Annotated in this window: 19 protein-coding genes; 17 read left to right on the top strand and 2 right to left on the bottom strand. The window is 72.0% G+C overall.

Translation table 11 applies throughout. The features are described from left to right. Positions 1 to 76 precede the first annotated feature (76 nt). The 11 genes from ACLJQE_RS40590 (at position 77) to ACLJQE_RS40540 (ending at position 10,102) form a co-directional block, all read left to right on the top strand. Positions 77 to 1,597: a sugar transferase gene (locus ACLJQE_RS40590; RefSeq protein ID WP_410645016.1), complete on the top strand. Its 1,521-nt coding sequence runs from the start codon at positions 77 to 79 to the stop codon at positions 1,595 to 1,597. A gap of 524 nt (positions 1,598 to 2,121) precedes the next feature. Then, a complete protein-coding gene (locus ACLJQE_RS40585) occupies positions 2,122 to 2,736 on the top strand; it encodes a malonic semialdehyde reductase (protein WP_410645015.1) in 615 nt (204 codons plus the stop codon). 133 nt (positions 2,737 to 2,869) lie between these two features. Further along, complete coding sequence (gene thrS, locus ACLJQE_RS40580) at positions 2,870 to 4,897, top strand: threonine--tRNA ligase (protein WP_410645014.1); 2,028 nt, start codon at positions 2,870 to 2,872, stop codon at positions 4,895 to 4,897. After that, entirely contained in the window at positions 4,894 to 5,436 is a 543-nt protein-coding gene (locus ACLJQE_RS40575) for an HIT family protein (RefSeq protein WP_410645012.1), read from the top strand. The genes thrS and ACLJQE_RS40575 overlap by 4 nt, the downstream gene beginning before the upstream one ends. Before the next feature lie 86 nt (positions 5,437 to 5,522). Then, complete coding sequence (locus ACLJQE_RS40570) at positions 5,523 to 6,053, top strand: MarR family winged helix-turn-helix transcriptional regulator (RefSeq protein WP_410645011.1); 531 nt, start codon at positions 5,523 to 5,525, stop codon at positions 6,051 to 6,053. Between the two features lie 87 nt (positions 6,054 to 6,140). Then, positions 6,141 to 6,767, top strand: coding sequence for a phosphatidylinositol phosphate synthase (gene pgsA / locus ACLJQE_RS40565; protein WP_410645010.1), 627 nt, complete (start codon positions 6,141 to 6,143; stop codon positions 6,765 to 6,767). After that, positions 6,764 to 7,681 carry a phosphatidylinositol mannoside acyltransferase gene (locus tag ACLJQE_RS40560; RefSeq protein ID WP_410645009.1) on the top strand — a complete coding sequence of 306 codons (918 nt, stop codon included), beginning with the start codon at positions 6,764 to 6,766 and terminating at the stop codon, positions 7,679 to 7,681. The genes pgsA and ACLJQE_RS40560 overlap by 4 nt, the downstream gene beginning before the upstream one ends. An 18-nt stretch (positions 7,682 to 7,699) precedes the next feature. Continuing rightward, positions 7,700 to 8,845 (top strand): glycosyltransferase family 4 protein, encoded by a 1,146-nt coding sequence (locus ACLJQE_RS40555; protein WP_410645122.1) that lies wholly within the window; start codon positions 7,700 to 7,702, stop codon positions 8,843 to 8,845. Next, positions 8,842 to 9,324, top strand: a complete 483-nt coding sequence (locus ACLJQE_RS40550; RefSeq protein ID WP_410645008.1) for an NUDIX hydrolase — start codon at positions 8,842 to 8,844, stop codon at positions 9,322 to 9,324. The genes ACLJQE_RS40555 and ACLJQE_RS40550 overlap by 4 nt, the downstream gene beginning before the upstream one ends. 1 nt (position 9,325) lies before the next feature. Then, positions 9,326 to 9,574, top strand: a complete 249-nt coding sequence (locus ACLJQE_RS40545; protein WP_410645007.1) for a hypothetical protein — start codon at positions 9,326 to 9,328, stop codon at positions 9,572 to 9,574. Positions 9,575 to 9,592: 18 nt separating this feature from the next. After that, positions 9,593 to 10,102 carry an XdhC family protein gene (locus tag ACLJQE_RS40540; RefSeq protein WP_410645006.1) on the top strand — a complete coding sequence of 170 codons (510 nt, stop codon included), beginning with the start codon at positions 9,593 to 9,595 and terminating at the stop codon, positions 10,100 to 10,102. Positions 10,103 to 10,262: 160 nt separating this feature from the next. Here the strand turns inward: ACLJQE_RS40540 and ACLJQE_RS40535 are convergent, their stop codons facing one another. Next, positions 10,263 to 12,371, bottom strand: a complete 2,109-nt coding sequence (locus ACLJQE_RS40535) for an elongation factor G-like protein EF-G2 (RefSeq protein WP_410645005.1) — start codon at positions 12,369 to 12,371, stop codon at positions 10,263 to 10,265. Between the two features lie 129 nt (positions 12,372 to 12,500). On the opposite strand from ACLJQE_RS40535, the gene ACLJQE_RS40530 reads away from it, so the two are divergent. From ACLJQE_RS40530 to ACLJQE_RS40515, 4 genes are all read left to right on the top strand, one after another. Further along, a complete protein-coding gene (locus tag ACLJQE_RS40530; protein WP_410645004.1) occupies positions 12,501 to 13,943 on the top strand; it encodes an FAD-binding oxidoreductase in 1,443 nt (480 codons plus the stop codon). Between the two features lie 32 nt (positions 13,944 to 13,975). After that, the gene (locus ACLJQE_RS40525; RefSeq protein WP_410645003.1) at positions 13,976 to 14,959 is read left to right on the top strand and encodes a DUF5937 family protein; all 984 of its coding nucleotides are present in this window, start codon (positions 13,976 to 13,978) and stop codon (positions 14,957 to 14,959) included. 88 nt (positions 14,960 to 15,047) lie between these two features. Continuing rightward, entirely contained in the window at positions 15,048 to 15,971 is a 924-nt protein-coding gene (pdxS, locus tag ACLJQE_RS40520) for a pyridoxal 5'-phosphate synthase lyase subunit PdxS (protein ID WP_308674853.1), read from the top strand. Between the two features lie 258 nt (positions 15,972 to 16,229). Further along, positions 16,230 to 18,860 (top strand): RICIN domain-containing protein, encoded by a 2,631-nt coding sequence (locus ACLJQE_RS40515; protein WP_410645002.1) that lies wholly within the window; start codon positions 16,230 to 16,232, stop codon positions 18,858 to 18,860. Here ACLJQE_RS40515 and ACLJQE_RS40510 read toward each other — a convergent pair. Further along, on the bottom strand, positions 18,857 to 19,420 hold the full coding sequence (locus ACLJQE_RS40510) for a helix-turn-helix domain-containing protein (RefSeq protein ID WP_410645001.1): 564 nt from the start codon (positions 19,418 to 19,420) through the stop codon (positions 18,857 to 18,859). The two genes, ACLJQE_RS40515 and ACLJQE_RS40510, sit on opposite strands and share 4 nt — an antisense overlap. A 68-nt stretch (positions 19,421 to 19,488) precedes the next feature. Here ACLJQE_RS40510 and ACLJQE_RS40505 point away from each other — a divergent pair, with 68 nt between their 5' ends. Together ACLJQE_RS40505 and ACLJQE_RS40500 are read left to right on the top strand one after the other, a co-directional pair. Further along, a complete protein-coding gene (locus ACLJQE_RS40505; RefSeq protein WP_410645000.1) occupies positions 19,489 to 20,181 on the top strand; it encodes an AzlC family ABC transporter permease in 693 nt (230 codons plus the stop codon). Further along, positions 20,181 to 20,501: an AzlD domain-containing protein gene (locus ACLJQE_RS40500; RefSeq protein ID WP_410644999.1), complete on the top strand. Its 321-nt coding sequence runs from the start codon at positions 20,181 to 20,183 to the stop codon at positions 20,499 to 20,501. The genes ACLJQE_RS40505 and ACLJQE_RS40500 overlap by 1 nt, the downstream gene beginning before the upstream one ends. Positions 20,502 to 20,693: the final 192 nt, after the last annotated feature.

The raw sequence follows: 20,693 nt of genomic DNA, 5'->3' as shown, positions 1-20,693 counted from the left end.
GCCGTAACTCTCCGAAATCATCTCCGGTGACGCTGCGTGCCTGCGGCTCAACTCGATCCAGTTCCCGGGAGGTCAGATGGAAGAGTCGGTGCGGCCTTCGTACACGGTGAGCCAGCCACCGCCGCACATCGACCTCCAGGCCATCCCGCGTCCCGTCAAGCGAGACGGCCACCCCGATGACGGAGGCCCCTCCGCCAAGGCGTGGCCGGCGGCCTGGGAAGCGCGATACAGAGCCTGGGTCATCGGCAGCGATGTGTTCATCACGCTGCTGGTGATCGCGATCAGCGCGTTCGTCATCGATCGCGTTGCCCCGCACGACATGCACGCCTTCGGCACGATGCTCGCGGTGTTCGTCTCGCTGCCCGCCAGCCGGGCCTGGAGCCCGCGCGTGCTCGGCGAAGGCGCGGAGGAGTACCGCACCCTCGGCCGCGGCTTCATCACCGCCGCCGTCCTGGTCGCACTCGGCGGCCTGCTGTTCGGTGCGCTCGAGGTGCAGGTCTGGGTGTTCGTCGTCGTCCCGGCCATTGCGCTGGTCGCCTTCCCACAGCGGTACCTGCTGCGCCAGGTGCTGCACCGCAAGCGCGCCAAGGGACTCTGCCTGCTGCCCGTGATGGCCGCGGGCAGCCCGGAGACCGTCGCCGACCTGATCGCCCGCACCCGCTCGGAGGTGCACGTCGGGTGGCGCGTCGAGGCCGCCTGCACGTTCAGCGGCCACGGCGAGGACCGCGACAGCGGCGAAATCGACGGCGTCCCGGTGGTCGGCAGGCTCGAGGAGCTGTCCCGGCACGTGCGGCGCGGCGGCTACCGGGTCGTGGCGATCACCGCGGACCAGTACTGGACGCCCAAGCGCCTGCAGCGGCTCGCCTGGGACATGGAGGGCACCGGCGCCGAGATGGTCGTGGCACCCGTGCTGATGGAGGTCGCCGGGCCCCGGCTCAACGTCACCGGCGTGCTCGGCATGCCCCTGCTGCGGGTCACCGCGCCGATGTTCACCGGCGGCCGCCGCGTGGTGAAGGAGATCGTCGACCGCTGCGGCTCGGCGCTGCTGCTCACCCTGCTGTCGCCGCTGCTGCTGGTGATCGCCGTCGCGATCAAGGTGGACGACCGCGGCCCGGTCGTCTACCGCCAGCGCCGCGTCGGCCGTGACGGCGCGACGTTCACCATGCTCAAGTTCCGGACGATGGTCACCAACGCCGACGCCATCAAGCAGACCTTGGCGGACGGCAACGAAGGCGCGGGCCCGCTGTTCAAGATGAAGCGCGACCCGCGTATCACCCGGGTGGGTGGTTTCCTGCGCCGGTACTCGCTCGACGAGGTGCCGCAGCTGCTCAACGTTCTGTCCGGGCGGATGTCGCTCGTCGGCCCGCGGCCGCCGCTGCCGGAGGAAACCGCCCAGTACGCGCCCGACGCCCGCCGACGGCTGCTGGTCAAGCCCGGCCTCACCGGGCTCTGGCAGGTCAGCGGGCGCAGCGACCTCACGTGGGCGGAGAGCATCCGGCTGGACCTGCGCTACGTCGAGGACTGGTCGCTCGCCCTGGACCTGATGATTCTCTGGAAGACGTTCCGCGCGGTGATGGGCGGGCACGGCGCCTACTGACCCGTCTTCGCCGCGCCGCGCACACGGTCGCCGATTCCCCGCCGCGGGGAGCCGGCGACCGTGCTCGTTTCCCGGGACGCCGCCGAACGGGCTGAGGGCGCGCACGGGACGCGTGGCGGGACCTGCGCGCCGATCGGCCCCTTCCCGTCGCCGCAGCGGCGCCGATCGGCCGCTTCCGGCCGTTGCGACGGTGCCGGCCCGCCCTCGTGAGCCGCGGTTCCGGCTGCACCGCGCTACCGGCTGCTCCCGCTCGCCACGGGCATCCACCCGCACCGGGCCGTCAGGCTGCCCCGATGCCCCTGTTCGCCGCGGCGATGCGCGGCGGGCGGGCCATCCGGGATGCCCCGTCTGCCCGGATTACCGGCACCCGAGGAGGCCCCTGTGACCCGATCGGCTGACCGGCGCTCGCAGCCGGTTGCCTGGTTTGTGGTCCACTTCACCGCGAGAAAGTAGTTGAGCGCGAAATAGTTCAACGCTCAACCTGGTTGTACGGGTACCGACCCAACGGAAGGAACCGCAGCCCCATGACCACCTTTGCCGAGCAGACCAAGGCCCTCGAGCTCCCCGCGGACGTCCAGAACCTGCTGTTCCGCGAGGCCCGCACGGCCAACAGTTTCAGCTCCGAGCCGGTGACCGAGGAGCAGGTCCGCGCGATCTACGACCTCGTCAAGTGGGCCCCGACGTCGATGAACACCCAGCCGCTGCGCGCGCTGGTGCTCCGGACCGCCGAGGCGAAGGCCCGCCTGCTCCCGCACCTGGCCCCGGGCAACCGGGACAAGACCGAAGCCGCGCCGCTGACCGTCGTGCTCGCCGCGGACGTCGACTTCCACGAAAACATCCCCCAGGTGTTCCCGCACAACCCGGGGGTCAAGGACAACTTCGCCGACGAGCAGGGCCGCGTCGAGTTCTCGAAGCTGAACTCGCTGCTGCAGATCGGCTACTTCATCATCGGCGTCCGCGCCGCCGGGCTCGCCGCCGGCCCGATGACCGGTTTCGACGCCCAGGGCGTCGACGACGAGTTCTTCGCGGGCAAGAACTGGCGTTCGCTGGTCGTGGTGAACGTCGGCAAGCCGGGGGAGAACCCGTGGTTCGACCGCCTGCCGCGGCTGGACTTCGACCAGGTCGTCGAGACGCTCTGAGCACGATCGGACGGGCCGCCCCCGGAGCCGGGGGCGGCCCGTCCGGCGTTCGCGCCACGCGCGTGAGGCGCGCGAGGGCCGCCGACTAGCATCGACGGGGTCATCTCTGTCACTCCAGCTTGAGGAGCCGATCGTGTCCCAGTCGCCCCCCGTTTCCCCCGTGGCCGCCTCCCGTGTGGTGGTACCGGCGGGCACCACGGCGGGCGCGGCGGTCCGCGAAGCCGGTCTGCCGACCAAGGGCGCGGACACGGTCGTCGTGGTCCGCGACGCCGACGGCAAGCTGCGCGACCTCGCCTGGGCGCCCGAAGCCGACGCCGAGGTCGAGCCGGTCGCCGCGAACACCGAGGACGGCCGCAGCGTCATCCGCCATTCGGCGGCGCACGTGCTCGCCCAGGCCGTGCAGCAGCAGTTCCCGGACGCCAAGCTGGGCATCGGCCCGCCGGTCAAGGACGGCTTCTACTACGACTTCGCCGTCGACAAGCCGTTCACCCCCGAGGACCTGCAGGCGCTCGAAAAGCGCATGAAGCAGATCGTGAAGGGCGCCCAGCAGTTCTCGCGGCGCGTTTTCGACTCCGTCGACGAGGCGAAGAAGGAACTGGCGGACGAGCCGTTCAAACTCGAACTCGTCGACCTCAAGTCCGAAGTGGACACCTCCGAGGTGATGGAGGTCGGTGAGGGTGAACTCACCATCTACGACAATCTCGACCCGCGGACCAAGGAACGTGTCTGGAGTGACCTCTGCCGTGGTCCGCACGTGCCGACCACGAAGTTCATCCCGGCGTTCAAGCTGACCCGCGTCGCCGCCGCGTACTGGCGGGGTAGTGAAAAGAACCCGCAGCTGCAGCGGATCTACGGCACGGCGTGGGAGTCGGCGGAGGCGCAGGACGCCTACCTGGAGCGCATCGCCGAAGCCGAGCGCCGCGACCACCGCAAGCTCGGCGCCGAGCTGGACCTGTTCTCCTTCCCCGAGGAGATCGGCTCCGGCCTGCCGGTGTTCCACCCGAAGGGCGGCATCATCCGCCGCGAGCTGGAGAACTACTCGCGCCGCCGCCACGAGGAGGCCGGCTACGAGTTCGTGAACACCCCGCACATCAGCAAGGGCGAGCTGTTCCACACCTCCGGCCACCTGCCCTACTACGCGGACACCATGTTCCCGCCGGTGCAGTTCGACGAGGAGAACTACTACCTCAAGGCCATGAACTGCCCGATGCACAACCTGATCTTCCGCTCGCGCGGGCGGTCCTACCGCGAGCTGCCGCTGCGGCTGTTCGAGTTCGGCACCGTCTACCGCTACGAGAAGTCGGGCGTGGTGCACGGCCTCACCCGCGTGCGCGGGCTGACCATGGACGACTCGCACATCTACTGCACCAAGGAGCAGATGCCGGGCGAGCTGCGGTCGCTGCTCAAGTTCGTCCTCGACCTGCTCGCCGACTACGGCCTCGCCGACTTCTACCTCGAGCTGTCCACCCGCGGGGACTCCGACAAGTTCATCGGCGAGGACTGGGAGTGGGAGGAGGCCACCGAGACGCTGCGGCAGGCCGCCGTCGACTCCGGGCTCGAGCTGGTCCCGGACCCGGGTGGCGCGGCCTTCTACGGCCCGAAGATCTCGGTGCAGGCCAAGGACGCCATCGGCCGCACCTGGCAGATGTCGACCATCCAGCTGGACTTCAACCAGAACAAGCGGTTCGAGCTCGAGTACACCGCGCCGGACGGCTCGCGCCAGCGCCCGGTGATGATCCACCGCGCACTGTTCGGGTCGATCGAGCGGTTCTTCGGCGTGCTGACCGAGCACTACGCGGGTGCGTTCCCGGCGTGGCTGTCGCCGGTGCAGGTGGTCGGCATCCCGATCACCGCCGACCAGGTCGAGTACCTGCAGGACGTCGAGAAGGCGTTGCGCGCCAAGGGGATCCGCGCCGAGGTCGACGCGAGCGACGACCGGATGCAGAAGAAGATCCGCACGCACACGACGCAGAAGGTGCCCTTCATGCTGCTGGCCGGCGCCAAGGACGTCGAGGCGGGTGCGGTGTCGTTCCGCTTCCGCGACGGCGGCCAGATCAACGGCGTGCCGGTGGCCGCGGCGGTGAACGCGATCGCGGAGTGGGTCGGGCGCCGCGAAAACGCGTCGCCGTCGGCCGAGGCGCTGGAGACGGTCGTTCGGTGAGTGAGGGTCCCGAGCTCGTCGAGCAGCAGGGCACCGGGGTCCAGGACGCGTTCCAGCGCCTCTGGACCCCGCACCGGATGGCCTACATCAAGGGCCAGGACAAGCCGGACGGCGACGAGGACACCGGGTGCCCGTTCTGCCGGATCCCTTCGCTGGACGACAAAACCGGCCTGATCGTCGCCCGCGGCGAAGTGGTCTTCGCGGTGCTGAACCTGTACCCCTACAACCCGGGGCACCTGATGGTGGTGCCGTACCGGCACGTCGCGGACTACACCGAGCTGACGGTCGAGGAGACGCGCGAGGTCGCCGAGTTCACGCAGCACGCGATGCGGGTGATCCGTGCGGTGTCCGGGGCCCACGGGTTCAACATCGGCCTGAACCAGGGCCACATCGCGGGCGCGGGCATCGCGGCGCACCTGCACCAGCACCTGGTGCCGCGGTGGGGCGGGGACGCCAACTTCATGCCGATCATCGGCCAGACGAAGGTGCTCCCGCAGCTGCTGGGGGAGACGCGGGACATGCTGGCCGACGCCTGGTGACACCCCGGACGGCGGTCGTCTGGACCACGGGCCGCCGACCGGGGAAAACCCCTGATTGAGTGTTCAACCGAGAGTATGATGGGGTTATGTCCGGAACCCGATGGCTCAGCGACGACGAACAGCGCGTCTGGCGTGAGTTCAACGCGGCCACCCGCATGCTCAGCGCGCACCTCGAAGGGCAGCTGCAGCACGACTCGGGCATGCCGCACACCTACTACGAAGTCCTCGTCGCCCTCTCGGAAGCGCCCGGCCGCCGGCTGCGGATGAGCGAGCTCGCCGACGCGCGCCAAGCGTCCCGCAGCCGCCTTTCGCACGCCGTCGCGCGGCTGGAGGCGAACGGGTGGGTGCGGCGCGAGGCGTGCCCGACCGACAAGCGCGGTGCCTGGGCGGTGCTGACCGACGCCGGCTTCGCCGCGCTCGAAGCGGCCGCGCCGGGGCACGTCGAGGCGGTCCGGGAAAGCCTGTTCGACCCGCTGACGCCGGAGCAGGTCACGGCACTCGGCGAAATCAGCGCCGCCATCCGCCGCCGGCTCTCGCCGAAGTGCGCCGCCGCCGCGGCCGCCGAAGAGGCGAGGGAGCGCGAAGCCGACGTCGTCCGGCTCACGAAATCGGGCTGACCGGGGCGGCGCGTCGGGGCCGCGTACGTGGGTCGATAGGCTGCCATCGCCCACCCGACCCTCGTAGCCAGGTGCCTCGACGAACCGATGCTCAATATCTTCGCGCGTGCCTCCGTTTCCCGCGTCACCGATCCGATCGGCCAGGCGCTGGTCCGCGCCGGGCTGACCCCGAACGCCATGACCGTGTTCGGCACCGCCGGCGCGGTGGTCTGTGCACTGGTCTTCTTCCCGAACGACCACCTCCTGTGGGGCACCTTCACGGTGTGGGGCTTCGCCATGCTCGACATCCTCGACGGCGCCATGGCCCGCGCCCGCGGCTACGGCACCCCGTTCGGCGCGGTGCTCGACGCGACCTGCGACAGGCTGGTCGACGGCGCCCTGTTCGCCGCCATCGCCTGGTGGTGCTTCGTCGTCGACGACAACCACCCGGCGGCCGCCGCGGCCCTGCTGTGCCTGGTGCTCGCCCAGGTCATCTCCTACGTCAAGGCCCGTGCCGACGCCTCCGGCCTGCCGGTCGACGGCGGGCTCGTCGAACGCGCCGAGCGGCTGATCATCGCGCTGGTCGGCACCGGCCTGCACGGCTTCGGCATCCCGTACACCGTGGACGTGACGCTCTGGCTGCTCGCCGCCGGATCGGTCGTCACCCTGGCACAGCGCTTCGCGGCCGTGGCGAAGGCGGCCCGCGAGGCCGCCGCCGGGGAGCAGCGGGCATGAGCGGGCTGAGCGAGCGGCTGAGCGCCTTCGGCTACGCGGCCGGGTGGCGGCTGGCCGGCTGGCTGCCCGCCGGGTTCGGTGGCGCGGTCTTCTCGCTCGGGGCGGACCTCGCCGTCCGCCGGGACGGCGGGGGCGTGCGGCAGCTGCGCGCGAACCTCGCCCGCGTGGTGCCGCAGGCCGACCCGGTCGAGCTCGACGAGCTGACGCGGCGCGCCATGCGTTCGTACGCCCGGTACTGGCACGAGACGTTCCGGCTGCCGTCGATGGACCACAAGGAGGTCAGCGCCAAGGTGGCCGCGTCGATCACCGGCGTGGAGAACCTCGACGCGGCACTGGCCGAGGGCAACGGCGCGGTGATGGCGCTGCCGCACAGCGGCAACTGGGACATCGCCGGCGTGTGGCTGGCCGACTACCTCGGCGGCTTCACGACCGTGGCGGAACGGCTGAAGCCCGAGTCGCTCTACCGCCGGTTCGTCGAGTACCGCGAGTCCCTCGGCTTCGAGATCGTGCCGCTCACCGGCGACAGCTCGGCGATGCGCGTGCTGCTGAAGCGTCTGCGCGAGAACAAGGCCGTCTGCCTGGTGGGCGACCGCGACCTCACCACCAGCGGCATCCCGGTGAAGTTCTTCGGCGAGCCGGCCCGGCTGCCCGGCGGCCCGGCGCGGCTGGCCGCGACGACCGGCGCGGCGCTGATCCCGGCCGGCTGCTGGTTCACCGAGGACGGCTGGCAGATCCGGCTGCACCCGCGCATCCGGGTCACCGCGCGGGCCGAGGTCCCGGCCGCGACCCAGGCACTGGCGGACATCTTCGCCGGCGACATCGCCGCGCACCCGGCCGACTGGCACATGGTGCAGAAGTTCTGGCCCGCCGATCTCGAGGCCGCCGAGCGGGTCAGCCTCGAAGAAGCGAGCTGAGCGGTGGCCACGCGGCCGATGCGGGTCGGGATCGTGTGCCCCTACTCCTTCGACGTGCCCGGCGGGGTCCAGGGGCACGTGATCGACCTGACGAGGGCGCTGCTCGCGCGCGGGCACCACGTGTCGGTGCTGGCGCCGGCGGACGAGGACGCGGAGCTGCCGGAGTTCGTGCACCCGGCGGGCAAGGCGCTCGGGATCCCGTACAACGGCTCGGTCGCGCGGCTGCAGTTCGGCCCGGTCTCCTACGCACGGGTACGGCGCTGGATCCGCGAAGGCGACTTCGACGTCTTGCACCTGCACGAACCGGCCGCGCCCAGCCTGTCGCTGCTGGCGCTGCTCATCGCGGACGGCCCGATCGTGGCGACGTTCCACACCGCGACCACGCGCTCGCGCACGCTGTCGGCGTTCCAGCCGGTGCTGCGGCCGCTGCTGGAGAAGATCACGGCGCGGATCGCGGTGTCCGCACTGGCCCGGCGCGTCCAGGTCGAGCACGCGGGCGGCGACGCCGTGGAGATCCCCAACGGCGTCGACGTCGAGTTCTTCTCCACCGCGCTGCCGCTGCCCGGCTACCCGCGGGCCGGCGGCACGGTCGGGTTCGTCGGCCGGTTCACCGAGCCGCGCAAGGGCATGGGCGTGCTGCTGGAGGCGCTGCGGCAGATCCTCCCGGAGTTCGAGGACCTGCGGCTGGTCGTGGTCGGCCGCGGCGACGAAGACCAGCTGCGCCGCGACGCCGGGCCCGAGCTGGCCCCGCACCTGGAGCTGCTCGGCCAGGCCGACGACCACGTGAAGGCCCGGGCGCTGCGCAGCGTCGACGTCTACTGCGCGCCCAACACCGGCGGCGAGAGCTTCGGGATGATCCTCACCGAGGCGATGGCGGCCGGCACCCCCGTGCTGGCCAGCGGCCTCGACTCGTTCCGGCGGGTGCTCGACGACGGCCGCGCCGGGCAGCTCGTCGAGACCGGTGATCCGGCGGCGCTCGCGGACGGGCTGCGCGAGCTGCTCGGCGACCCGGCGCGCCGGGTGTCGCTGGCCGCGGCGGCGGGGGAGCGCGTCACGATGTACGACTGGTCGGTGGTGGCCACGCAGGTGGTGCGCGTCTACGAGACGGCCGTCGCCGCCGACCCGCGGCGGGTCGCGGCGCCGGAGCGGGAGCCCGCCCGGTGAGCGTGCTCGGCTGGCTGCTCCCCGTGCTCGCCATGGTTCTGGTGCTGGGCGGGCTCTTCCTGGTGGCGACGGCGAACCGGCTCGACCGGCTGCACATCCGCACGGACGCCGGCTGGGCCGCGCTCGACGCGGCTTTGGCCCGCCGGGCGGTGGTGGCCCGCGCGGTCGCGGCGATCTCGGGCGACACCGCGCTGCGCACGTGCGCCGAGCGGGCCGAAGCGGCGTCGCGGGCCGAGCGCGAAGCCGCGGAAAACGAGCTGACGCTGCAGCTGGGCCGCGTCGACCGGGCGCGCCTGCCCGCCGAGCTGGCCGAGGAGCTGACCGACGCCGAGCACCGGGTGGTGATCGCCCGCCGCGTCCACAACGACGCCGTCCGCGACACGCTGCGGCTGCGGCGGCGGCGGAAGGTGCGGTACTTCCGCCTGGCGGGCACCGCGCCGTTGCCGGAGTACTTCGAATTCGCCGAGCCGGAGGTCTGACATGTGGTGGGTGGTCGTCGAAGAGCCGCGCGGCTCGGAGCGGAACTGGTCGCTGTCGGACCGGTACCCGTTCGCCGACCAGGAGACCGCCGAGGCCGAGGCACTGCGGCTGGCCCGCGAGTACCAGCCGGCCTACCCGTGGTCGCCGAAGTCGCGGAAGGTGCTGCGCGGCCCGGGCGGCTACCTGGTGATCGTCGAGGGCCGGACGTCGACGTTCCACTTCCGGCTGAGCGTGTTCGAAGAGCTCTGAAGCTGCCAAACTGAGCCCATGAGCGAGACTTGCGACGTCGCACACGGCGCGGCTCCGGCCGATCCGGGGCTGCGAACCCTGGTGGCGGTGTTCGCGTCGCCGGTGTCGCGGTACCTGCTGAAGTTCGCGAAGGACCTCGGGTACCGCGTGGCGCTGTTCGAGCCCGATCCGGCCCGCGTCACCGACGTCCCCGAGGGCTTCGACGCGAACACCGCGCTGCCGCCGCTCGACGCGTCCGCGGACGTGGTCGTCACCGACCACCACCGGCCCGAGCTGGGGCCGGTGCTGAAGGCCGCGCTCGAAGGCAGGCCGCGCTGGGTGGGCGTGCTCGGCAACCCGCGTCACCCGGGCCCGCACGTGGCGGCCCTGCAGGGGCTCGGCGTGCCGGAGGCCGAGATCGCCCGCGTGCACCGCCCGGTCGGGCTGAACATCGGCTCCCGCACCCCGCCGGAAATCGCCCTGGCCACCCTCGCCGGCCTGCTGGCCGACCGCAACAACCGCCCCGGCGGCTTCGACTTCACGGCCTGACCGGTCACCTCGCGTACCCAGGCGGTCGGCCGGCGTACCCAGAGGGTCGGCTCGCGTACCCAGCCGGTCGGTTCGCGAGCCGACTGTCCGGGTACGCGAGCCGACGGTCCGGGTTCGCGAGCCGACGGTCCGGGTACGCGAACCGACCGTTCGGGGCGGACTAGTGGACGGCCATTCCTTCCGGCATGGGCTCGAACCTCGCGTGGCGGCGGGTGAACGTCGCCGTGCCGGAGGTCATCGAGCGCAGGTCGATGAGGTACCGGACCAGTTCCGTGGCCGGGACCTCGGCCCGGATCACCGTCCGGCCGCCTTCGCCGGCTTCGGTGCCCAGCACCCGGCCGCGCCGGGAGGACAGGTCGCCCAGCACCGTGCCCAGGTGCTCGTCCGGCAGCCGGATCGCCACCTCCTCCAACGGCTCCAGCATCGTGATGTGCCCGTTCGCCGCGGCCTCGCGCAGGGCCAGCGCGCCCGCTGTCTGGAACGCCGCGTCCGACGAATCCACGCTGTGCGCCTTGCCGTCGACCAGGGTGACCTTGACGTCGACCACCGGGTGGCCGTCGGCCAGCCCGCGCTGCAGCTGGGCGCGCACGCCCTTCTCCACGCTCGGGATGAACTGGTGCGGCACCGAGCCGCCGACGACCTTGTCCACGAACTGGAACCCGCTGCCCCGCGGCAGCGGCTCGACCTCGATGTCGCAGACGGCGAACTGGCCGTGCCCGCCGGACTGCTTCACGTGCCGTCCGTGACCCTTGGCCGGTTTGGCGAACGTCGAGCGCAGGCTGATCTTCACCGGTTCGGTGTCGACGTCCGCGCCGCCCGCGCGCAGCCGCGAGAGCACGACGTCGGCGTGGGCTTCGCCCATGCACCACAGCACCAGCTGGCCGGTCTCGGCGTTGCGGTCCAGCCGCAGCGTCGGATCGCCGGCGACCAGCCGGGAAAGGTTGCGGGACAGGGTGTCCTCGTCGCTGCGGGTCTTCGCGACGACCGCCACCGGCAGCAGCGGTTCCGGCATCGCCCACGGCTCCATGAGCAGCGGGTCGTCGGGGGAGGAGACGGTGTCGCCGGTCTCCGCCGAGCCGACCTTCGTCAGCGCGCAGAGGTCGCCCGCGACGCAGTAGGGCACCTCCCGCAGGGCCGAGCCGAGGGGCGAATACAGGTGGGCGACCCGCTCGTCGGCGTCGTGGTCCTCGTGACCGCGTTCGGCGAGGCCGTGCCCGGACACGTGCACCGGCCGTTCGGGGCGCAGCGTCCCGGAGAACACCCGGACGAGTGATACCCGGCCGACGTAGGAGTCGATGGCCGTCCGGACGACCTCCGCGGCGAGGGGGCCCGCGGGGTCGGCGGTGATCGCGGCGTGCTCGCCGCCGTCCGGCGTGGTGACGTCGGGTGGCCGGTGCTCCAGCGGGGAGGGGAACGCCCTGACGATGCCGTCGAGCACCTCGGCCAGCCCGATCCCGCTGGTCGAGCACACCGGGATGACGGGGTGGAAGGACCCGCGCGCGACCGCGGTCTCCAGGTCGGCGATGAGGGTGGCCTCCGCGATCTCCTCGCCGGCGAGGTAGCGGTCCATCAGGGATTCGTCCTCGCTCTCGGCGATGATCCCTTCGATCAGCTCGTTGCGTGCCTCGGCCAGCCGCTCCAGGTCGGCCGCGGCGGGCTCGCCCACCTTCGGCGGGTGCCCGCCGGAGTAGTCGAAGTACCGCTGGGTGATCAGCCCGACCAGGCCGTCGGCCGCCGGCAGGTACAGCGGGAGCACCCCGGCGCCGAACGCGGCCTGGCAGGCGGCGATCTCGGCCATCGCGTCGGCCCGGTGGTGGTCGAGCCGGGAGACGACGACCGCGCGCGGCATCCCGACCGCGGCGCACTCCTCCCACACCGCGACCGTCGCCGCGTCGACGCCTTCGGCGGCGGAGACGACGAACAGCGCCGCGTCGGCCGCCCGCAGCCCGGCCCGCAGCTCCCCGACGAAGTCGGCGTACCCGGGCGTGTCGATCAGGTTGATCTTGCGGCCCTGGTGCAGCACCGGCGCGACCGAGAGGCCGACCGAGCGCTGCTGGCGGACCGCCGCCGGATCGTGGTCGCACACCGTCGTGCCGTCGACCACCGAGCCCGCCCGCGGCACCGTGCCGGACGCGGCGAGCAGGGCCTCGGCGAGCGTGGTCTTCCCGGATCCGGCCGGGCCGACGAGCACGACGTTGCGGACCTTGGCGGGGTCGTCCACAGCGACGGCGGCCCCGGTGTCGGCGTTCTTGGCTTGTTTGTCTGCCATGACGACTCCTCGGCGAACGGCTGGTGTACGGGATGTGTCCTCGATCACACACCCGCTACCCTGGTCACGGCAAGGCAGGGCTCCCGGGACCAGCCGAATGCCCGGGGACACGTGGCGCGCGGGAGTGGCATGGACAGGCGGGCGTTTTTGCGGGTCTCCGGGGCGGCGCCGGTGGCGGGCCTGGCGGGGTGGCCGCCGCCGGACGACTGGGAACGGCTCCGGACGCGGCTGTCGGGGCCGCTGTTCCGGCCGGGAGACCCGGGCTACCCGGAGGCCAAGCAGGGCTTCTTCACGATGTACGACGCCCGGATGCCGGCCGCGGTCGTCGGCGCGGCCCGCGTCGAGGACGTCCAGGCCGCCGTCGGGTTCGCCGCCCGGCACCGGCTGCCGGTCGCCGCCCGCAGCGGCGGGCACGGCTATCCCGGCTATTCCACTGTGGACGGCGGCATCGTGGTGGACCTGCGCCGGTTTTCGGGTGTCGACGTGCGCCGGGACGGCCGTGCGGCGATCGGGGCGGGCGCGCGGCTGGGGCCGATCGCGACCACGCTGGCCGCACACGGCCGGGTCCTGCCCGCCGGTTCGTGCGGCACCGTCGGCATCGCCGGGCTCGCCCTCGGCGGCGGCGTCGGCGTGCTCGACCGGAAGCACGGGCTGACGTGCGACCACCTGGAGGCGGCGCGGATCGTCACCGCCGACGGCCGGGTGCGCACGGTGTCGAGGGCGGCCGAGCCCGACCTGTTCTGGGCGCTGCGCGGCGGGGGCGGCGGCAACTTCGGGATCGTCACCGGCTTCACCTTCCGGACCGTTCCCAGCGCCGACGTCGTCACCTACGAGCTCACCTTCCCGCCGGGCACGCAGGCCGCGCTGCTGGCCGCCTGGCAGGAGTGGCTGCCGGGGATGCCGGACGAGCTGTGGCCGGGGATGAACATCGGCGCGGCGAACGCGATCACCGGCGGGACGTTCCTCGGCCCCGAAACCCGGCTGAAGGAGCTGCTCGACGACCTCGTCCGCCGCGTCGGCACGCCACCCGCCGGCCGGGAAGCGCGGGTGACCGACCACCTCGGCGCGATGCGGACGTTCGACGACCACGAGTCCCGGCCCGGCGCCGTCGCGGACCGGGCGGCCTACGTCGGGACTTCGCGGATGCTGCTGCGGCCCGTCACCGACCCGGCCGCGGTCGTCGAGGTGCTGACCCGGGCGCCCCGCGTCGGCACGCTCATCGACTCCGCGGGCGGCGCGATCGCCCGCGTCGGCGCGCGCGAGACGGCCTTTCCCCACCGGTCCGCACTGGCGAGCTTCCAGTTCCTCCACGGCGCCGCACCCGAGGACGGCGGCGAAGCCGGGGCCCGGCGCGCGCTGGCCGCCGTGCGCGACGGGCTGGGGCCGGAGTTCGGCACCACCGGGTACGTCAACTACCTCGACCCCGACATGCCGGACTGGGCGCAGGCCTACTACGGAGTGAACCTGCCGCGGCTGCGCGCTGTCGCCCGGAAGTACGACCCGCACGGGACCTTCGCCTTTCCGCAAGGTCTTTCCGCGCCCCACTCGACTGTCTACAAGGGAGAGTCCTAAACTGCGCCGATCCGGCAGGCAGGAGGCGGCGCGTGCTCGACCTGGCATTCTCCACAGAGGACCTGGCGCACACCCGGTTCGCGTTCTCCCCGGCCTGGGAGATCGTCGCGAGCGTCCGCGTCCTGAACTCCCCGGGGCAGCACGCCCTGCACCTGCCGTGGATCAAGCGCGCCACCGTGGCGCTGGCCGAAGCCGGCCTCGACATCGGGCTGCTGCGCGACCTCGTCCCGCTGCGGCACCTGCCCGGCTTCCTGGCCGGCACGCCGTCGACGCCGCTGCCCGAACTGGCCGACGAGCTCGCCGACCTGCGGGACGTGCCCGCCCGCCTCGTCCGGCGCGAACTGGACGCGATGGCCGGGCCGCGCTCGCCCGCGCTGAACCGCTTCCACCGAGAGCCGGAGGCGGGTCTGGAGCGGCTCGCGACGCTGATGGAGCAGTACTGGCACCTCGTGCTGGCCCCGCACTGGCCGCGGATCCGCGCGCTGCTCGAAGCCGACGTGCTGTACCGGTCCCGGCTGCTGGTCCAGGGCGGGGCCGCCGAGCTGTTCAACGACCTCACCCCGCTGGTCCGCTGGCAGGGCGGCACGCTCACGGTGGCGCACCGGCACCTGCACGCCGCCGTCCCGCTCGACGGGCGCGGTCTCGTGCTGGTGCCCTCGGCGTTCGTCTGGCCGCGGGTGTTCTCCAAGACCGACACGCGCTGGCAGCCGGTGCTGCGCTACCCGCCGCGCGGGATCGCCACGCTGTGGGAGACCGGCACGGCCACCGCGCCCGGCGCGCTGGCCGCCGTGGTGGGCCGCGGCCGCGCGATGCTGCTGGCCGAGCTGGCCGCGCCGGCGTCCACCGCCGAGCTGGCCCGCCGGACCGGGCTGAGCGCCGGGGCGGTGTCGCAGCACCTGGGCGTGCTCAAGGCTGCGGCCCTGGTCAGCCGGCATCGTGCCGGACGTCACGTGCTCTACGTGCGCACGTCGCTCGCGGAAGCCCTGGTCGCGGGCACGGGCGAAGTGGACTGCTGAGATACCCGCGCACTGGCCTGCTTGAAGGGTCCACCCGCGACCTACCCTCGGACTCGTCCACCCCCGCACCGCGTCGAAAGGCCCCGTCGTGTCCGAGCAGCAGCCCACCCCCTCCAGCGGCACCGTCCAGTCCGTCACCGGCACCGCCAAGGTGAAGCGCGGCATGGCCGAGATGCTCAAGGGCGGCGTGATCATGGACGTGGTCACCGCCGAGCAGGCCAAGATCGCCGAAGACGCCGGCGCGGTCGCGGTGATGGCGCTCGAGCGCGTGCCCGCCGACATCCGGGCCCAGGGCGGCGTCGCCCGGATGAGCGACCCCGACCTGATCGACGGCATCATCGAGACCGTCTCGATCCCGGTGATGGCCAAGGCCCGCATCGGCCACTTCGTCGAGGCCCAGGTTCTGCAGTCCCTCGGCGTCGACTACGTGGACGAGTCCGAGGTGCTCACCCCGGCCGACTACGCCAACCACATCGACAAGTGGGCGTTCACCGTCCCCTTCGTCTGCGGCGCGACCAACCTCGGCGAGGCCCTGCGGCGGATCACCGAGGGTGCGGCGATGATCCGGTCCAAGGGCGAGGCGGGCACCGGCGACGTCTCCAACGCCACCACGCACATGCGGAAGATCCGCCAGGAGATCCGCCGGCTGCAGAACCTGCCCGAGGACGAGCTGTTCGTCGCGGCCAAGGAGCTCCAGGCGCCGTACGAGCTCGTGCGCGAGGTGGCGCAGGCCGGGAAGCTGCCGGTGGTGCTGTTCACCGCGGGCGGCATCGCGACCCCGGCCGACGCGGCGATGATGATGCAGCTCGGTGCCGAGGGCGTGTTCGTCGGCTCGGGCATCTTCAAGTCCGGCAACCCGGCCCAGCGCGCCGAGGCGATCGTCAAGGCGACGACGTTCTACGACGACCCGGACGTCCTGGCGAAGGTCTCGCGCGGCCTGGGCGAGGCGATGGTCGGCATCAACGTCGAGGAGCTGCCGGAGCCCCACCGCTTGGCCGAGCGCGGCTGGTAAAGCTGCTTCGGTCGATCGAGAGGCCCCGTGGACGTCGTCCACGGGGCCTTCGCGGTTCGGCGCCGAAACTTTCAGCGTTCCTTGACGCCGAGCACGGCGGAACGCTGTCATAGGACCAGAACGACCGGCACATCGTGGATCTCGGCCGGATCGCCTCGCGAGCAGAACGACCGCAGCGCAGTCTTCCCACCCGTCGACGAAGGGGCTCGCGTCATGCGACACCACATTCGGCCGGGGCGTCGTCGACGCTTCACGCCGATGCTTGTGGCCACCGCGGTGCTGCTCACCGCGGCAGTGGCAACGCATCCGGCCACTGCGTCCACAGTGGACGTTCCGGCCGCGTCGGCGCCGAGCGTTGACGGGTTCACCGCGGGCAACGCCGCGATCGGCTCGGTCGATCTCGCCGGGACGTGGAACTTCACGCCGGCGGGCCGGCCGGCGACGTCGATCACCGTGCCCGGTGGCGGCTGGTATAAGCAGGGCTTCACCGACGTCAACGAGGCGGTGTACTCGCGCAGCGTCACGGTGCCGGACACGGGCCAGCCGCAGTCGGTGTGGATCGAGTTCGGGGCAGTGAACCACCAGGCGACGCTGTCGGTGGACGGGCGGGTGGTCGCCACCCGGACCACCGCCTACACCCCGTCGAACTTCGACATCACCGCGTACGCCGCCCCCGGCACCACGCACACGATCAGCGTGGCGGTGAAAGGCCGTGGCGCGTTGAAGAACAGCGCGGGCAAGTACCTGGTGCCCATCGCCGCCGACTGGTCGGAGTCCGTGCCGCAGGGCATCTACCGTTCGGCGTTCCTGCGGGCGTACCCGGCGGTGTACGTCAGTGACACGTTCGTCCGCACGTCGGTCGCGAACCAGACCCTCACCTACGACGTCTCCGTGACGAACACCTCCGCCAGTGCCCGGTCGGTGACCCTGACCGGGGCGCTCGCCTCGGACAGCGGGGGCTCGTTCACCTACCCGGCCCTGCCCGGCCGTACGGTCAGCGTGCCCGCCCGTTCAACGACCAAGGTGACGGTCGGCCCTATCGCGTGGAACCTGGGCACGACCTCGTACTGGTGGCCGAACGTGCCCTATCGCCAGGGATACCGGGCGCAGCTACACCGGCTGTCGGTGCACGCCGACACCGACGACGGGCGCACCAGCGACGCCACGTACCGGTTCGGGTTCCGCGAGAGCACGCAGAACGGCGAGTACTTCCAGCTCAACGGCGTGCGGGTGAACTACCGCGGCGACAGCCTCCAGGGCGCCGACTACGACCGGGTCAACAACGGCGGGAAGGGCGACGCCTATGACACGCTGCCAGGGTTCCTGCCGCCGTCACCGGGCAACCCCGGCTGGCCCCAGGCCGTCGACAACTACCAGCGGCTGAACTTCAACGTGGTGCGGATCCACCAGGAGCCCGCCTCCCCGTACATGCTGGACGTGGCTGACGAGATGGGCCTGATGATCATCGATGAGAGCGCGATCCGCAGTGGTTCGCAAGACCTCGTCGGTGGGCACGACAACATGGTGGACCACGACCGCGCGCTGACGCTGCGAGACCGCAACCACCCCGCGGTCGTCCGCTGGAGCCAGATCAACGAACCGAGCTTCGGCAACGACTCCGAGCAGTTCGAACAGGACCTCTACGCGGCGATCAACGGCAACGACGGCACCCGGCCGATCAGCATCGACGCCGCGCCCGGCGCCGACGCGGCCAGCCGCTACCCCAACATGAACTACCCCAACTTCGCCATCTTCGCTCACTACATGGACGGCACCGGCCAATACGGCGAGCGGGTGCAGACGGTGGCCGGCCGGCCTGACGGCGAGGGCGAGTACATCTGGCCGAAGTGCAACACCAAGCAGGGCTTCGCGTGGTTCGCCACGGCAACGGCCGCGAAGCGGGGCAAGGGCGCCAACGACCTGCGCCCCTACACCCTGCTGTCGGCCTGGGTCGGTGTCGTGCCAGGGGTGCGGACCACCGATCTCGTCCCGGAGGAGGGCGGCCGCCCCCTCTACGGCGCGGACAACCTGCCTGACCCCTGGAGCAACCCGCAGATCCAACGGGTCCAGGCCACGTTCAACCCGGTCGCCGCGATCGACCTGCCCTACTGGTCGGCTTCCGGCGTGTCGGACAACAACGGCACCTTCCCCTTGCCGCAGGCCGTGCCCAGCTATCCCGTGAACTCCACGGTGAACCGAACCATCACCGTCTTCAACGACGACCTCACCAGCACCGCCGTGGACTTCGCCTGGAGCGCCCGGCTCGACAGCCCCACCGGCGCGGTGATCGCGTCCGGCAGCACGACCCTCACGATCCCGCTGGGTGCACGGGTGAACCAGCCCGTGACCTTCACGGCCCCGGCGAGTGGCTCGCGGGTGTACCTGGTCCTGTCGACCGGAAAGTCCGGCACGGCAACGTTCAGCGACGCGATCGAGTACTTCACGCTGGGCGGCGGCGGGGGCACCGGCCCCACGCCGGGCACCTACCGCATCGTCAACCGCAACAGCGGCAAGCCGCTCGCCATCGCCGGCGGCTCCACGGCCGACGGCGCCAAGGCCGTCCAGCAGACCGGGAACGCGACCTGGACCATCGGTTCCGCCCAGGACGGCGCCTACACCCTGCGCTACACCGCGAGCGGCAAGATGCTCGACGTCAACGGCTCCTCCACCACGGCCGGACTGCAGTTGCAGCAGTGGTCCGCCAACGGCGGCACGAACCAGCAGTGGTACCTCCGGCCCGCTGGTGACGGGTACTACACCATCGTCAGCCGCGCCAGCAGCCTGGCCGCCGACGTGTACGGCCAGTCGACCGGCGACGGCGCCCAGGTCGTGCAATGGGCGGCCAACAACGGCGCCAACCAGCAGTGGCAGCTGACACCGGCGCCCTAGACGTATTCGGAGATCTCGACGCCGTACGTGCCGGGCTCGAGGGCTTCGAAGATGTGCGGGACGTCGCCGGGGTAGGAGATGTAGTCCCCGGGCAGCAGTTCCTCCGGGGCGTCCAGGACGCCGATGCGCGCCCGGCCCGCGCAGAGCACGATGTGCTCGACCACCCCGGTCATGTGCGGGTCGGAGCGCCGCGGCGTGCCCGGCTCGCCGCGGACGACGTAGATGTCGCGGCGGGCGCCGGAGGGGCAGGCCGACAGGAGCGTGCACGCGTAGTCGGCGTGTTCGGCGAACACGGTCGGCCCCCGGCCCGCGCGGACCACCCGGACCTTCGGCCGGTCCGGCTCGACGAGCCGCGAGAACGGCACGTCGAGGGCGACGCCGAGCGCCCACAGCGTCTCGACGCTCGGGTTGCCGGCGCCCGACTCGAGCTGGGAGAGCGTCGACTTCGCCAGGCCGGCCCGGCGCGCGACCTCGGTCAGCGACAGCCCCGCGCGGGTCCGTTCGCGGCGCAGCGAGGCCGCGATGATCTCCAGCGGCGCCCCGGTGGCTTCCTGAGACATCCTGTTCGCTCCATCGGTCTTTTCGTTCGCCTTGACGAACACGGGGCCTTGCGTTCACTCTAGAACACATGCGTTCGATATGGCGAACACTCGATCGGGGCCTCGCCCGTGACATCGGCCTGGTCTGTCTCGCCGATTGTCTCGTGGGGGTTTCCTACGGCGCCATCGCGGTGAGCTCGGGCTTCCCGCTGTGGCTGCCGATGCTGATGTCCGTGCTGGTCTTCGCCGGGGCGTCGCAGTTCATGTTCCTCGGCATCGTGGCCGCGGGCGGCAACCCGTTCGCGGCGGTGCTGGCGGGGCTGCTGGCCAACGCCCGGCACCTGCCGTTCGGCTTCGCGATCGGCGACGCCGTGGGGACGCGCCGGCTCACCAGGACACTCGGCAGTCATCTGATGAGCGACGAGACGGTGGCGTTCGCCATGGCCCAGGACGACGCCGCGCGCCGCCGCGCGGCCTACTGGGCGTGCGGGCTGGGGATCTTCGTCTGCTGGAACGCGGGCGTACTGGCCGGCGCGTACGCCGGGACGGCGATCAGCGACACGGACGCCTTCGGCCTGGACGCGGCGTTCCCGGCGGTGCTGCTGGCCCTGGTGCTGCCGTCCCTGCGCGACCGGACGGCCCGGCTGCCGGTGCTGGTCGGGGTACTGGTCGCCCTGGCGGCGACGCCGTTCCTGCCGGCCGGGCTGCCGGTGCTGCTCGCGCTGGCCGGCGTGCTGGCCGGGGTGGCCGCGAAGGAACCCGAGCCGCAGGAGGCGCGCTGATGGACGAGACGGAACTGCTGATCGCCACGGCGGTGCTGGCGCTCGGGACGTTCGCGTTCCGGTTCGCGGGCCCGGCCCTGCGCAGCCGGGTGAAGCCGACCCCGAAGGCGGAGCGGCTGATGGCCTTGGCGGCGGTGGTCCTGCTGGCGGCGCTGGTCGCGGTCAGCGCGCTGACGGAAGGCCACGGGTTCGCGGGCATCGCCCGGCCGGCCGGGGTGCTGGTGGCGGGGGTGCTGGCCTGGCGGAAGGCCCCGTTCGTGGTGGTGGTCGTGGCCGCCGCGGCGACGGCGGCCCTGCTCAGGCTGGCCGGAGTGCCCTGACCGGGTGGTGCCGGACGCTTGTTGTCCGGTTGCCAGCGCCCCAATGTGGCCTTCGGTGCGCTCAACGCACCGAAGGCCACATTGGGTGCGTTGGACGCACCGAAGGCCACATTGGGGTTGTTTCATCCTGGTTTGTGCAGGCCAGACCGGGTTGACCCGGTGTGTTAACGGTCAAGCGGTGGCCGGTCGGGC

The organism is Amycolatopsis sp. lyj-346 (genome assembly GCF_046548975.1).
Lineage (GTDB): Bacteria > Actinomycetota > Actinomycetes > Mycobacteriales > Pseudonocardiaceae > Amycolatopsis.
Note: the sequence above shows the minus strand (reverse complement) of the source record. Positions and strands in the feature narration are given on the sequence as shown.